A 14560-nucleotide genomic window follows, 5' to 3' on the forward strand; every position below is an offset into this window, starting at 1 on the left:
CGATCTATCGTCGTGCCATGCGCAGCTACCAGCCGGACCTGACCCCGCCGTGGAAGCGGTCCGCTCCCGTCCCCGAGGTGCCCGCCGAGCCCGATCTGGTCGTGGAGGAGGTCGCCACCGGTTTCTGCGGTGCGGTGATCCGGTGCGAGAAGACGGCCCAGGGGCCGACGGTCACTCTGGAGGACCGCTTCGGCAAGCACCGGGTGTTCCCGATGGGGCCGCGCGGCTTCCTGCTGGAGGGCCGGGTGGTCACGCTCGTACGCCCGGCGGCCGGCGGGCCGGTCGGGCCGGCCCGTACGGCCTCCGGATCGGTCGCGGTCCCCGGGGCGCGGGCGCGGGTGGCGCGGGCCGGCCGGATCTACGTGGAGGGCCGGCACGACGCCGAGCTGGTCGAGCGGGTCTGGGGGGACGACCTGCGCATCGAGGGCGTGGTCGTGGAGTACCTGGAGGGCATCGACGACCTCCCGGCGATCGTGCGGGAGTTCGCCCCCGGCCCCGACGCCCGGCTCGGCGTCCTGGTCGACCATCTGGTTCCCGGCTCCAAGGAGTCCCGTATCGCCGCGCAGGTCACGGACGGGAACGTGCTGGTCGTGGGGCACCCGTACATCGATGTCTGGGAGGCGGTGAAGCCGTCGTCCGTGGGGATCCCGGGGTGGCCGGCCGTGCCGCGGGGCCAGGACTGGAAGACCGGCGTGTGCCGTTCGCTGGGGTGGCCGGAGAACACGGGCGCGGCCTGGCAGCACATTCTCTCCAAAGTGCGTTCGTACAAGGACCTGGAACCACAACTCCTCGGCCGCGTCGAGGAATTGATCGACTTCGTCACCCTTCCTGCCTGATGTCCCGGGAACGTTGAAGAGGATCCGGTATCGATCCCCATGAATGCCTGCGCCTCACACGCACCATCGGTTATTGAGAGGTGAGGGGCCCGGCGGTTTCAGGTGACCGGACGGGCCCAGCAGGAAAAACGGGGAAGGCCGGGGGCGGATGGCGCGCGAAGTGTGGCGGGACAGTGCGGAGAACGAGGCGGCCTCCGCTGTCTTCCACCTGATGCAGCAGCTGATCGACCAGTACCGGGTCAACCGGCCGGTGATGCCCCTGGTGGTCGCGCAGGCCGAGGACGCCGCTGCCGGGCCCGACATCGACGGCAGGGTCGCGCAGATCGTCCACCAGGTCCACCGGGCGAACCAGCTGCGCCGCGTCCCCGTGAAGCTGCTGGACAGCCACGGCTCCACCCCGTACGAAGCGGCGCTCTCGATGGTGCGCGCACTGACGGAGCGGCCATGGGAGGCCCGGGGCACCTCGCAGTACAAGCCCTTCACTTTTCCCCGCTCCCGTCTCCTCGACGCCATCGAACAGGCCACGGCGACAGTCGTCGCGCAGCAGTCCGAGCGGGCCGCTGCCCGCGGTGACCGCGACGAACGGATCCTGGAACAGCTGGGCAGCCTGCGCTGGCGGGCGAGCCGGTCGAGGGGGAACAACTGGTGGGGCTCGCTGCGTGCGTCGATCCGGCCGGAGACCTTCCTGGGTGCCGTCTTCATCGCCGTACTCAGCGTGCTGCTCGGCGAGATCGGCTGGCTGCTGACCGCTCTGGTCGCCGCCGGTGCCCTGCTCGGCCTGGCGGTCGTGCGGCTGGTGACCACGGCGGCGCCTCCCCTGCTGTGGCTGCGCCCGGCCAGCCGGTGGCTGGCGACCACCTCTTCGCTGGCCGCGTCCAGCACCGCGTATCCCTCCGACGGCTGGTCGTGGTTCTCGCCGAGCCGTTCGTGGCGGGTGATCCGGGCCAGGGCGGCCGCTGTCGCCGAGCGGGTGGCCGACGCGGGGGCGGGTGGTCAGGACGCACGCCAGTTCCACCTGGAGCTGCGGGTCCAGGCGCTGCTGGAGGATCTGCTGGACAACTACCGGCCGCACGCCCCGGACTGGCGGCGCGGCAAGCGCACCGTACCGCCCGTGGTGTTCCTGCCGACGGCCACCCACGACAACGGCGGCGTGCTGCTGATCAACGCGATCAACAACGTCCGCTCCCGGCGCAGCGAGGTGGACCCTCTGCTGCTCCTGGCCTCCCTGCCGGCCGCGCAGATCCTGCGGCGCACCCCGCCGCTTCCCCCTGAGCCGGCCGCGAACAGCGGGGCCGCCAGGTCGGGTGCCCGTGCACGGTACGAGAAGTGGGTCGACGACCTGAGCGTGGGCCAGGCCCCCGCGGCAGCGGTGAAGCTGGCGTGGGTGCTGCGGCTGCCCCTGTCCACCGGCCAGCTGACCCACGAGCACGCCCACGCCCAGCTGGTCACCGAGCGCGTGCGCCGGACCTGGATGTGGTGGGTGATGTCGCGGACGACCGTCGCCCTCGTCCTGGTCGGGGCGCTGCTGGGGGCCTTCCTGTGGAGCGAGCACTGGAAGGAGACCTACTGCTACGGCCCGCTCGTCGGCCGCAGCACGGATGCGGTCAGGCTGCCGGGTCCCGAGGGCACCAAGGAGTGCATAGGAGTGGCCACGGCCCCCGAGGTGCTCTTCGCCGAGGGCAACGGCCTGGAGCTGAACGGTGTGGGCGAGGGCATCACCTTCGAGCGGATCGAGCAGGCGATACGTGAGCAGAACGCCGACATCAAACCCGGCGAACCGCACGTCACCATCGTCTACGCGGGCCCCCTCACCGGCACGGACAGGAACAAGGAGGACACCCGCAAGGGCCTGGAGGAGCTGACAGGTGTCTTTCTCCACCAGCGGTTCGTCAACGACACGGCGAACCGCACCGTCAAACTCCGGGTCCTGACGGCCAACGGCGGTCAGGACATGCTGCGCCAGACGACGGCCGCGCGGAAGATCGTCGAGGCCGCCCGGCGGGACACCTCCGTCGTCGGCGTGGTCGGCCTGGGCCGCAACACCACCGAGAGCGCGGAAGCCACCGGCCTGCTGCAGCGCGCCGGGCTGCCCGTGGTCGACACGACCAACTCCGACAGCCGTCTGGCCCGCGAGTACCCGAACTACTTCGGCCTCGCCGCGACCGACGAGGAGCAGGCGGACGCGCTCGGCCTGCTCGCCGGGCAGCTGGCGGACAAGCTGCCGGATCCACAGGCGGTCGTCCTGTCCCGGAGGGTGGGCAACGAGGACAAGGACCGCTACACCACCGAGCAGCGCAGGGTGGGCGAGCAGATGCTGGAGGCCTCCGGCTTCACGCTCCCGGCCGACAACGGCGACGAGGACGACGGCACCCAGTACTCCCTCTCCAAGGACGGCGGCTCCGCGAACCTCGACGGCCCGCTGCAGCGCATCTGCGGAGGGGACCGGGTCCCCGACGCCCTGTACTTCGCCGGCCGGGTCGAGGACGTCAACACCCTGATGTCCGGCCTCGGGCAGACCAGCGGCTGCTCGGGCAAGGCCATCACGGTGTTCACCGGGGACGATCTGACCAAGGCGCGCTTCGACGACTCGACGAAGCTCGCGGAGAAGGTCACGCTCTACTACAGCTCGCTGGCGCCCATGAGCCGGGGCGGTGGCCGGGCGTTCTACGAGGACTCCCGCAGGTCCCTGGAATCGCTGCTCCCCGACGGGAAGCGGCTGAACCCGCTGCCGAAGGACCGCCCGCCGTACGAGGACAAGCTGTTCACCAGCGGCCAGACCGTCATCTCCTACCAGGCCACGGCAGCCCTCTACGCCGCCGCCACCCGCAGTGACATCCCGCGGAGCGCGGCGGAGACGTGGGCGACGCTCTACTCGGTCGCCCTCCACGACATGCCGACCGGGACCGTCACCTTCCGCGGGACGATTCCCTACGCCGCCCAGAAGGTGCACGGCCTGAACATCATGAAGGTCACGCGTCCGGGGCCGGATGCCGAGATCCGCGTCGTGTGCGGCCGGGCTGCCGGTGACCCGGTGGTCCTCACCCGCAAGGACTGCCGGGTGAGCTGACCGAGGGCGCGGGAGCTCAGTCCACCAGGTCCCGCACCACGGCGTCCGCCAGCAGGCGCCCCCGCAGGGTGAGGACCGCCCGGCCCTCCCGGTACGGGGCGGACTCCAGCAGTCCGTCCGCGACGGCCCGGCCGGCCGCGGCGAGCCCGGCGGGCGCCAGCAGGGACAGCGGGCATCCCTCGACGAGTCTCAGCTCGAGCAGGATGCGTTCGACCCGCCGGTCCTCGTCGGCCAGGACCTCGCGCCCGGCACCGGGCGAGCGGCCTTCGGCCAGGGCCTGTGCGTACGCCCCGGGGTGCTTGACGTTCCACCAGCGCACCCCGCCGACGTGGCTGTGCGCTCCGGGTCCGGCGCCCCACCAGTCGGCGCCGCGCCAGTACAGCTCGTTGTGCAGGCAGCGGCCCTCGGGCGTTTTGGACCAGTTCGACACTTCGTACCAGGAGAAGCCCGCGGCCGCCATCGCCTCGTCGGCGATCAGGTAGCGGTCGGCGTGGGCGTCGTCGTCGGTCATCGGGATCTCGCCGCGCTTGATGCGGCGGGCCAGCTGGGTGCCCTCCTCGACGATCAGCGCATAGGCCGACACATGGTCGGGGCCGGCGCCGATCGCCGCGTCGAGGGAGGCCCGCCAGTCGTCGTCGGACTCGCCCGGGGTGCCGTAGATGAGGTCGAGGTTGACGTGCTCGAAGCCGGCCTCGCGCGCCTCGGCGACACAGGCCTCGGGCCTGCCGGGCGTGTGGGTGCGGTCCAGGATCTTCAGGACGTGCTGCCGGGCGCTCTGCATCCCGAAGGAGACGCGGTTGAAGCCGCCCTCCCGGAGGGCCGCCAGGTACGCCGGATCGACGGACTCCGGATTGGCCTCCGTGGTGATCTCTGCGTCGTCCGCGAGCCCGAACTCCTCACGGATCGCCCCGAGCATCCGGACGAGGTCCGCGGCGGGCAGCAGGGTGGGCGTGCCGCCGCCGACGAAGACCGTACGGACCGGGCGGGGGTCGTCGCCGAGCACCTTGCGGGCCTGGCGCACCTCCTCGATCAGGTGCGCCGCGTAGTTGTCCCGGGAGGCCAGTGCCCCTCCGGAACCCCGCAGCTCGGTCGCGGTGTAGGTGTTGAAGTCGCAGTAGCCGCAGCGGGTGGCGCAGTAGGGCACATGCAGGTAGAAGCCGAGCGGCCGGTCGGCGGCGCCTTCCAGGGCATGACGGGGCAGCGCTCCGTCGTCGGGCACGGGCTCACCATCGGGCAGTACGGAAGGCATACCGTCCATTGTCGCTCGCCGCCGGACCTTCCCGGTCCACGCTCCTTCTCAGCCGACCTGGAGGACGAGCAGGGCCAGGTCGTCGTCCGGCGGACGCTCGGCGAAGGCGTGGACCGCGTGCTTTATCCGGTCGGCGATCCTGTCGGCCGGCAGGCCGGCACAGCCGGCCAGGGCGTGGGCGAGCCCGTCGCCGTCGTCGAACATCAGCCGCCCGGAGCGCCTCTCGGTCACCCCGTCGGTGACGCAGAGGAGGCTGTCACCCGGTTCCAGGTCGAAGCCCTGGCTCTCGTACGCCACGTCCTCGACGACCCCGAGCAGGACCTGAGACTCGGCGGCCGTGGTGACGGATCCGTCCGGGCGGAGCAGCAGCGGGAGGGGATGTCCGGCACTGGCCACGGTGCAGCGCACGCCGCCGTCCGGGAGGGGCACGATGTCGCCGTACAGCAGGGAGAGGAAGCGGGACTGGGTGCCGTCCTGGATCTGCTGCCCGCCCGCCGCCGCGACCATCAGGGCGGCCGCCTCGGCCGCCTCCATGGCGTCGTCGAGGAGGAGCCGGTTGAGCCGGTCGAGGACCTCGCCGACGCGGAAGCCCTCTCTGGACAGCAGCCGCAGCCAGGGCCGGGCGAGGCCCGTGACGACGGCGGCCTCGGGACCGCTCCCCTGCACGTCCCCGAGCACGAAGCACCAGCGCCCGCCGGGGCAGGGGAACAGGTCGTAGAAGTCGCCGCCGACCACGCCGTCGTCACTGGGCTCGTAGACCAGTGCGCTGGAGACACCGGGTATCTCCGCGACCTTGCTGGGGAGCAGGCCGCGCTGCAGGATGCGGCTGATGTTGGCCTGCCGGGTGTAGGCGCGGGCGGCGCCCACGGCGAGGCCGACACGGCGTACGAAGTCCGCGATGAGCACGGCGACCTCGTCGGGTACCTGCGCGACGCCCTTCCGGCCCACGAGTACGGCGCCGAGTGTGCGGCCGCCCGCGGTGATGCGGTGGGCGAGCGCGGCCCCGCCCTCCCCCGCCGGGTCGCCGGGCCACGGGATGGGTACGGGGCCGGTGCCGACGCTGCCGGATAACCGCAGGGGCTCCTTCTCCAGCATCGGGCGCAGCAGCTCGGTCCCGCCCTCGTCGCTGTGCCAGACCCCGGCGAGCCGTGGGACGGCCGCGTGCCCGCCGCCCTCGCTCTCCAGCCAGATCGCGCACCAGTCGGCGAGCCTGGGCACGAGCAGCTGCCCCGCTGTCGATGCCACGAGGTCCTCGTCGAGCTGGCCCGCGAGCAGGTCGGAGGCTTCGGCGAGGAAGGAGAGCGCACCGCGTCCGGCCCAGCCCGCGTCGTCACGTCCGGTCCACCGGGACGCGGGAGCGAGGATCTCTCCGGCGCGCAGCCCGCGACGGCGGGCGGCCTCCTCGGACGGCGAGTGCTCGGGCAGCGCGTCCCAGTCGTCCGCGGTCAGCCGCGCCCACACGGTCTTGATGCCGGTGCGGTAGGTGATGCCCCAGGACTCGGCGAGGGTGGCGACCAGCTGCAGTCCCCTGCCGTACTCGGACGGATCGGGCCGTTCCGTCTCGCCGTCGCGCACCGAGCGGGCGGGATGGTGGTCGGTGATCTCCAGCACCAGACCGGCCGGCTCGGCCCCGACCGCGTCCTCCAGCCTGAAGAGCAGCTCGACCGCCGTACCGGCGTGCACGACCGCGTTGGTGACGAGCTCGTTGGCCACGGTCACGGCGTCGTCGGTGACCCGGTCGCTGAAACCTCCGGCGGCGGGCAGCCCGAGCCCGGTCCAGTCGGCGAGGGCGGCACGGACGAACCTGCGGGCCGCCGAGGGGGCCAGCGGGATTCCGGGCAGGCTGGTGCGGGCAACCATGCGGGGGTCACCGCCCTGACCGGCGACGACGGTACCGGGACGGTGAACAATGTCCCGCTGCAAGGGAATGGGCCCCACGGTGCGGCTCCTGACAGTTCTCGCGATACACCGCTGACGTGTACGACAGAGTGACAGACCGACCGTGTTCATAAGCACCGAGTGACCGAAGTGGGCTGTGCCGAACAGAAACAGGCTGGACAGCGGAACGGGGCCGGCAGGTGCTTCCGCACCCGCCGGCCCCGTCCGGGCCTGCCTCGGGGCCGGCGCCCACCGGCCCCGACCCGCTCCCCGGCGGTTACGCCTCGCGGGAGCCCGCGTACATGTCGTCGATGAGGTGCTTGTACTCGCGCTCGACGACCGGCCGCTTCAGCTTGAGGCTGGGGGTCAGCTCGCCGTGCTCGATGTCGAGGTCACGGGGCAGCAGCCGGAACTTCTTGATGGTCTGCCAGCGCTGCAGACCCTCGTTGAGCCGCTTCACATAGCCCTCGACGAGCTCCACGGCCTGCGGGGAGGCCACCACGTCGGCGTACGGCTTGCCGCCCAGCCCGTTCTCCTCCGCCCAGCCGAGGATGGTCGGCTCGTCGAGCGAGATGAGGGCGGTGCAGAAGTTACGGTCCGCGCCGTGCACCAGGATGTTGGAGACGAACGGGCACACCGCCTTGAACTGTCCCTCGACCTCGGCCGGGGCGATGTACTTGCCGCCGGACGTCTTGATCAGGTCCTTCTTGCGGTCGGTGATCCGCAGGTAGCCGTCCTCGGACAGCTCGCCGATGTCACCGGTGTGGAACCAGCCGTCGGACTCCAGCACCTCGGCGGTCTTCTCGGGCAGTTGGTGGTAGCCCTCCATCAGACCGGGGCCGCGCAGCAGGATCTCGCCGTCGTCCGCGATCCGGACCTCGGTGCCGGGAAGCGGCTTGCCGACGGTGCCGGTGCGGTAGGCCTCGCCGGGGTTGACGAAGGAGGCGGCGCTGGACTCGGTGAGGCCGTAGCCCTCCAGGATGTGGATCCCGGCGCCCGCGAAGAAGAAGCCGATGTCCGGGGCGAGTGCGGCGGAACCGGAGACGCAGGCACGGAGCCGGCCGCCGAAGGCCTCACGGATCTTCGCGAAGACGAGGGTGTCGGCGACCTTGTGCTTGGCGCCGAGCGCGAACGGCACGGAGGCCTTGCCGGTACGGCGGAAGTTGTCCTGCGACACCTTCGCGTACTCGCGGCCCACGCCCGCCGCCCACTGGAAGATCTTGTACTTGGCGCCGCCGCCGGCCCGTGCCTTGGCCGCGACCCCGTTGTAGACCTTCTCGAAGATCCTGGGGACGGCTGCCATGTAGGTCGGCTGGACCACCGGAAGGTTCTCGATGATCTTGTCCACGCGGCCGTCGACGGCCGTGACGTGGCCGACCTCGATCTGGCCGGAGGTGAGGACCTTGCCGAAGACGTGGGCGAGCGGCAGCCACAGGTACTGGACGTCGTCGGCGTTGATCAGGCCGGTCGCCACGGTGGCCTTGGCCATGTACGACCAGTTGTCGTGCGGCAGCCGTACGCCCTTGGGGCGGCCGGTGGTGCCCGAGGTGTAGATCAGGGTGGCGAGCTGGTCGGCGGTGATCGCGGAGACCCGGTCCGTGACCGCGTCCGGGTTCTTGGCCAGGTACTCCGCGCCACGGGCCTCGAGCTCGGCAAGCGTGAGGATCCAGCCCTCGGGGTCACCCTCCACGGGCTCCACGCCGGCCGGGTCGACGACGACGACATGGGCCAGGTGGGGCAGCGCGTCCCGGTTCTCACGGGCCTTCGCCAGCTGGGCGGCGTCCTCGGCGATCAGGACACGGCTCTCGGAGTCGGCCAGGATGAAGGCGGACTCCTCGGTGTTCGTGGACGGGTAGATCGTCGTGGTCGCGGCGCCGGCACACATCACGCCGAGGTCGGCGAGGATCCACTCGACACGGGTGGCGGAGGCGAGCGCGACGCGCTCCTCGGGCCGGACGCCGAGTCCGATCAGACCGGCCGCGATGGCGTGGACCCTGGTCGCTGCCTGCGCCCAGGTCAGCGACTTCCAGTCGTCCGGTCCCTGACCGGAGGCCGACGGCACGGGGTAGCGGTACGCCTCACCATCCGGGGTGGCCGCCACGCGGTCGATGAAGAGAGCCGCCACGGAGGGCGGTCGGTTATCGATCAAGGTCTGTGTGTCGCTCACGACGTCCTCCGGGCCTGCGGCATTGCTACGACCGGCTGCTGGGTAATGGTGCTGGGTGCTGGGGGGCTGCTGCCTGCTGTTCCTGCTTCTCGTTCCCGCTCGGCCTGCTTGTTTAACTGGCGAGTAACTAACGGGTGGTGATCAGAGTAGAGCGCGCAGGTCCGTGGCGTAAGGGGCAACAGGCCGCCGCTTCATAACGAACGGGCCCCCGTGCCGCAGGCGTCTGCGGCACGGGGGCCCGTCTGTCTACTCCCGGGTAGATTCCGGGAGCGGAGGGCTACTTCTTGGCCTTGCCCTCGCCGGCCGACTCGTCGGTCGACAGGACGGAGATGAACGCGTCCTGCGGCACCTCCACGTTGCCGACCATCTTCATCCGCTTCTTGCCTTCCTTCTGCTTCTCCAGCAGCTTCCGCTTACGGGAGATGTCACCGCCGTAGCACTTGGCGAGAACGTCCTTGCGGATGGCGCGGACGGTCTCACGGGCGATGACCCGGGAACCGATGGCTGCCTGGATCGGCACCTCGAAGTTCTGCCGGGGAATGAGCTTCTGCAGCTTGGCGACGAGCCGGACGCCGTACGCGTACGCCTTGTCCTTGTGCGTGACCGCGGAGAACGCGTCGACCTTGTCGCCGTGCAGCAGGATGTCGACCTTGACGAGTTGGGCGGACTGCTCGCCGGTGGGCTCGTAGTCGAGGGAGGCGTAGCCCCGGGTCTTGGACTTCAGCTGGTCGAAGAAGTCGAAGACGATCTCGGCGAGCGGGAGGGTGTAGCGGATCTCCACCCGGTCCTCGGAGAGGTAGTCCATGCCGAGGAGGGTGCCGCGGCGCTGCTGGCACAGCTCCATGATCGCGCCGATGAACTCGCTGGGCGCCAGGACCGTGGCCCGGACGACCGGCTCGTGCACCTTGTCGATCTTGCCCTCGGGGAACTCGCTCGGGTTGGTGACGATGTGCTCGGTGCCGTCCTCCATCTCGACGCGGTAGACCACGTTGGGGGCGGTGGCGATGAGCTCCAGGCCGAACTCTCGCTCGAGCCGCTCACGGACCACGTCGAGGTGGAGCAGGCCCAGGAAGCCGACACGGAAGCCGAAGCCGAGTGCCGCGGAGGTCTCCGGCTCGTACACCAGGGCGGCGTCGTTGAGCTGGAGCTTGTCGAGGGCCTCGCGCAGATCCGGGTAGTCGGAACCGTCGAGCGGGTACAGCCCCGAGAACACCATCGGCTTGGGGTCCTTGTAGCCGCCCAGCGCCACGGTCGCGCCGTTGTGCAGGGAGGTGATCGTGTCACCGACCTTGGACTGCCGGACGTCCTTCACCCCGGTGATGATGTAGCCCACTTCGCCCACACCGATGCCGTCGGCCGGGGTCATCTCCGGGGACGAGACACCGATCTCCAGCAGCTCGTGGGTGGCGCCCGTGGACATCATCCGGATGCGCTCGCGCTTGTTGAGCTGACCGTCGATGACACGGACGTAGGTGACGACACCCCGGTAGGGGTCGTAGACCGAGTCGAAGATCATCGCGCGGGCTGCCTCGTCCGCCTGGCCGACGGGGGCGGGGACGTCCCTGACCACCCGGTTGAGCAGGGCGTCCACACCGACACCGGTTTTGGCGGACACCTTCAGTACGTCCTCGGGCTGGCAGCCGATGAGGTTGGCCAGCTCCTCGGAGAACTTCTCCGGCTGCGCGGCCGGCAGGTCGATCTTGTTGAGCACCGGGACGATGGTGAGGTCGTTCTCCATCGCGAGGTAGAGGTTGGCGAGCGTCTGGGCCTCGATGCCCTGCGCCGCGTCCACCAGGAGAACCGTGCCCTCGCATGCCGCGAGCGAGCGGGAGACCTCGTAGGTGAAGTCCACGTGCCCCGGGGTGTCGATCATGTTGAGGACATGGGTGGTGCCCGTGTCCCCGCCCGTGGTCGGTGCCCACGGCAGACGTACCGCCTGGGACTTGATCGTGATGCCGCGCTCGCGCTCGATATCCATCCGATCGAGGTACTGAGCGCGCATCTGCCGCACGTCGACCACGCCCGTCAGCTGGAGCATCCGGTCGGCAAGCGTCGACTTGCCGTGGTCGATGTGCGCGATGATGCAGAAGTTGCGGATCAGTGCCGGGTCGGTACGGCTCGGCTCGGGCACGTTGGTAGGAGTCGCGGGCACGCAGGGTCCTGATTCTTGAGACGCCGAACGCCGTGTCTCGGGTCGATGTCGGGTCGGACGGATCTGTACGCAGCTTCCATCGTCCCACGCCCGCGGGGCTGGGACCGGTTTGGGCCGGTCCGTGGGCGACTGGTATCGTGGGCAGCTGTGCCTCGTGGCCCTCAGAAGCGGCGTGGCGCACATAGAAGATCCAACGAACCTGAAAAGGCTCTTTCGTGGCGAACATCAAGTCCCAGATCAAGCGGAACAAGACGAACGAGAAGGCGCGCCTGCGCAACAAGGCCGTCAAGTCGTCGCTCAAGACCTCGATCCGCAAGGCCCGTGAGGCTGCCGCTGCCGGTGACGTCGAGAAGGCCACTGTGGCCGTCCGTGACGCGTCCCGCCAGCTCGACAAGGCCGTCTCGAAGGGTGTCATCCACAAGAACGCCGCCGCCAACAAGAAGTCGGCGCTGGCGCTCAAGGTTGCCGCCCTCCAGGGCTGAGCACTGATGTGATCGCCGGAACGGACTCCGCGGGCCCTCTCTCCCGCTCCTGACCGGCACTCCGTGCCGCACACCGAACCTGCGTTCGCCACGCGGGTGCGGCACACCAAAGCGTGAACCGAAGGCCCCGGCCACCGTCCTCCCCAGGACGGCGACCGGGGCTTTCGGTGTGTGCGCTTCATGCCGTGCGTTCGGGAACGCGTCGGTCGGCGTGGCGCCCCTAACGCCCGGAGCGGGCCGCTTGCGCGACAGCCACCACGGCCTTCTCCAGGGCGTACGCAGGGTCGTCCCCGCCGCCCTTGACCCCCGCGTCGGCCGCCGCGACCGCGATCAGGGCCGCTGCCACACCGTCCGGGGTCCATCCGCGCATCTGCTGGCGCACCCGGTCGATCTTCCACGGCGGCATACCGAGCTCGCGGGCAAGGTCCGCGGGGCGTCCGCCCCGGGCCGACGACAGCTTGCCGATCGCCCGCACGCCCTGCGCGAGCGCGCTGGTGATCAGGACGGGGGCGACCCCGGTGGAGAGTGACCAGCGCAGCGCCTCGAGCGCCTCCGCCGCCCTGCCCTCGACCGCGCGGTCGGCGACCGTGAAGGAGGACGCCTCTGCCCGGCCCGTGTAGTAGCGGGCGACGATCGCCTCGTCGATGGTGCCCTCGACATCCGCGGTCAGCTGCGATGCGGCGGCGGCCAGCTCCCGCAGATCGCTGCCGATGGAGTCCACCAGGGCCTGGCACGCCTCGGGGGTCGCGGAGCGCCCCAGGGCCCGGAATTCCGACCGTACGAAGGAGAGCCGCTCGGCAGGCTTGGTCGTCCTGGGACAGGCGACCTCGCGGGCCCCCGCCTTCCGTACCGCGTCCAGCAGCCCCTTGCCCTTGGCGCCACCCGCGTGGAGGAGCACGAGGGTGATCTCCTCGGCGGGCGCGGCCAGGTAGGCCTTGACGTCCTTGACCGTGTCGGCGGAGAGGTCGTGTGCGTTGCGCACGATCACGACCTTGCGCTCGGCGAAGAGCGACGGACTGGTCAGCTCCGCGAGCGTGCCGGGCTGCAGCTGGTCGGAGGAGAGGTCGCGGACGTCCGTGTCGGCGTCGGAGGCGCGTGCCGCTGCCACCACGTGCTGCACGGCACGGTCCAGGAGCAGGTCCTCCTGGCCCACGGCGAGCGTCACGGGGGCGAGCGGATTGTCGGTGGAACTACTTCTGGTGGCCATCGCGGTCCAGCATCCCACGCCCCTGTGACAGGGCGGCGGGGCTGCCCGCCCGGGCGTACCGGAGAATGACCGGGTGAGCGATGTGAGACATGTGCTGGTGCTGCCCGACCGCGACACGGCGGAGGACGCGGCCGAGGAACTCGCCGACCGGTTCGGCGTCACCGAGGAGCCTCAGCTCGTACGCGACGCCCTCGCCGGCGAGGACGATGCCGAGGACGCCCAGTGGCTGGTGGTCGTGGAGGATCCGGCCGGGCGGCTGGACTCCGCGGCGCTGGACGCGTTCGCCGCGGAGTACGAGGGGTGGCTGGAGGCACCGTAGCGGCGGCCTGCATCCCGGTCGGGGCCAGGGAACGGGCCGGGACCGGGGAACGGGCCGGCACGGGGGCGGGCCTGGCACGAGGGCAGGATCCCGGTCCTCGGGGCCGGCCGGGCGCGTGGGCAGTTCTCGGGGCGGATCAGCTCTTGGGGACGATCTGGATGTCCATGTCGATCTCGATGCTCGAGCCGACCGCCGCGATGCCGCGGGCCAGCATCGTCTGCCAGGTGAGCGTGAAGTCCTCGCGGTGCAGTTCGGTGGTGGCCCGGCATGCGGCACGGGTCTCACCCTCGAGGCCGTTGCCCAGACCGAGGTACTGGGTGTCCAAGGTGACGGTGCGGCTCACACCGTGCAGGGTGAGCGCGCCGCTGACGCCCCAGCGGCTTCCACCGCGGTGGATGAAGCGCTCGCTGTAGAACTCGAGGGTCGGGTAGCGCCCGACGTCGAGGAAGTCGCTGGAGCGCAGGTGGTCGTCGCGCATCTGGACGTTCGTGTCGATCGACGCGGCGTCGATGACCACGTGCATGGCGGAGTCCTCCATGCGGTCGGCTATCCGGACGGCGCCGGCGAAGGTGTTGAACCTTCCGTGGATCCGGGCCATGCCGATATGACGTGCCGTAAAACCGATCTGGGAGTGCGTCGGTTCGATGTCCCAGTCGCCCGGGTCGGGAAGCTGCGGAGGCGTGGACACCTGGAGGGTCACGTCGCCGACGCTCGCGTGACCGCTCTCGACGACGGTGACCGGGCCGTGGAACGGGGTGAAACCCTCGGCCGTGACAGCGAGTCGGTAGTCACCCGCCGGAACGGTGGCGACGACGCTCCCGAACGGGTCCGTCTCCCCGCCGACGGCCTTGCGGCCCGCGCTGTCGGAAAGGACGAACTCGGCGTTGCGCACCGGTTCGTTGACGGGGTCGAGCACCCGGCAGCTGAGCAGACCGGCGGTGCGTGGGACTGCGAGTCCGGCGAAGGGGCTGCTGATTGTGCTGCCGGACTTCGCCTTGTTGCCTAGCCAACGGCCGAACATGCGCGCGTACTCCCCAGGGCGGTTCTCACCTCGGACCCCTGACAGCTGGACGTCGTTGTCGGAGCAGCGGCCCGCCGACGAAGGGACATTCGATCACTGATGCGACGTTCGAGGCAAACGCAGGGGCTCGGAAGGGGTTGTGGCGAGGTGTTACCGAAGGTCCGAATTGATCGCTCCGCTTG

Annotated in this window: 10 protein-coding genes; 4 read left to right on the plus strand and 6 right to left on the minus strand. The window is 70.5% G+C overall.

The window, feature by feature from the left end; all coding sequences use genetic code 11:
• The first annotated feature begins 17 nt into the window (after positions 1-17).
• Both ACFW9O_RS09500 and ACFW9O_RS09505 read left to right on the plus strand, forming a co-directional pair.
• Positions 18-836 (plus strand): DUF3097 domain-containing protein, encoded by an 819-nt coding sequence (locus ACFW9O_RS09500; protein WP_384606881.1) that lies wholly within the window; start codon positions 18-20, stop codon positions 834-836.
• Positions 837-984: 148 nt separating this feature from the next.
• Complete coding sequence (locus ACFW9O_RS09505; RefSeq protein ID WP_384606885.1) at positions 985-3903, plus strand: hypothetical protein; 2919 nt, start codon at positions 985-987, stop codon at positions 3901-3903.
• A gap of 16 nt (positions 3904-3919) precedes the next feature.
• Here the strand turns inward: ACFW9O_RS09505 and hemW are convergent, their stop codons facing one another.
• From hemW to lepA, 4 genes are all read right to left on the minus strand, one after another.
• Complete coding sequence (gene hemW, locus ACFW9O_RS09510; RefSeq protein WP_384606887.1) at positions 3920-5161, minus strand: radical SAM family heme chaperone HemW; 1242 nt, start codon at positions 5159-5161, stop codon at positions 3920-3922.
• A gap of 39 nt (positions 5162-5200) precedes the next feature.
• Complete coding sequence (locus tag ACFW9O_RS09515; RefSeq protein ID WP_384606889.1) at positions 5201-7090, minus strand: SpoIIE family protein phosphatase; 1890 nt, start codon at positions 7088-7090, stop codon at positions 5201-5203.
• Between the two features lie 217 nt (positions 7091-7307).
• The gene (locus tag ACFW9O_RS09520; protein ID WP_384606891.1) at positions 7308-9197 is read right to left on the minus strand and encodes an AMP-dependent synthetase/ligase; all 1890 of its coding nucleotides are present in this window, start codon (positions 9195-9197) and stop codon (positions 7308-7310) included.
• 277 nt (positions 9198-9474) lie between these two features.
• Entirely contained in the window at positions 9475-11349 is a 1875-nt protein-coding gene (gene lepA / locus ACFW9O_RS09525) for a translation elongation factor 4 (protein ID WP_356414777.1), read from the minus strand.
• Between the two features lie 215 nt (positions 11350-11564).
• Here lepA and rpsT point away from each other — a divergent pair, with 215 nt between their 5' ends.
• Complete coding sequence (gene rpsT, locus ACFW9O_RS09530) at positions 11565-11831, plus strand: 30S ribosomal protein S20 (RefSeq protein ID WP_014156344.1); 267 nt, start codon at positions 11565-11567, stop codon at positions 11829-11831.
• Between the two features lie 220 nt (positions 11832-12051).
• Here the strand turns inward: rpsT and holA are convergent, their stop codons facing one another.
• Positions 12052-13038, minus strand: a complete 987-nt coding sequence (holA, locus tag ACFW9O_RS09535; protein WP_351173341.1) for a DNA polymerase III subunit delta — start codon at positions 13036-13038, stop codon at positions 12052-12054.
• Positions 13039-13111: 73 nt separating this feature from the next.
• Here holA and ACFW9O_RS09540 point away from each other — a divergent pair, with 73 nt between their 5' ends.
• Complete coding sequence (locus ACFW9O_RS09540) at positions 13112-13357, plus strand: hypothetical protein (RefSeq protein ID WP_351173344.1); 246 nt, start codon at positions 13112-13114, stop codon at positions 13355-13357.
• Between the two features lie 136 nt (positions 13358-13493).
• Here the strand turns inward: ACFW9O_RS09540 and ACFW9O_RS09545 are convergent, their stop codons facing one another.
• Positions 13494-14378 carry a YceI family protein gene (locus tag ACFW9O_RS09545; protein ID WP_384606895.1) on the minus strand — a complete coding sequence of 295 codons (885 nt, stop codon included), beginning with the start codon at positions 14376-14378 and terminating at the stop codon, positions 13494-13496.
• Between the last annotated feature and the right edge of the window lie 182 nt (positions 14379-14560).

This window comes from Streptomyces sp. NPDC059499 (genome assembly GCF_042749285.1).
Taxonomy (GTDB): domain Bacteria; phylum Actinomycetota; class Actinomycetes; order Streptomycetales; family Streptomycetaceae; genus Streptomyces.

Coding starts and splice junctions, on each gene's coding strand:
- ACFW9O_RS09500 (WP_384606881.1), top strand. CDS start 18: ATGCGCAGCTACCAGCCGGACCTGACCCCGCCGTGGAAGCGGTCCGCT.
- ACFW9O_RS09505 (WP_384606885.1), top strand. CDS start 985: ATGGCGCGCGAAGTGTGGCGGGACAGTGCGGAGAACGAGGCGGCCTCC.
- hemW (WP_384606887.1), bottom strand. CDS start 5,161: ATGGACGGTATGCCTTCCGTACTGCCCGATGGTGAGCCCGTGCCCGAC.
- holA (WP_351173341.1), bottom strand. CDS start 13,038: ATGGCCACCAGAAGTAGTTCCACCGACAATCCGCTCGCCCCCGTGACG.
- ACFW9O_RS09545 (WP_384606895.1), bottom strand. CDS start 14,378: ATGTTCGGCCGTTGGCTAGGCAACAAGGCGAAGTCCGGCAGCACAATC.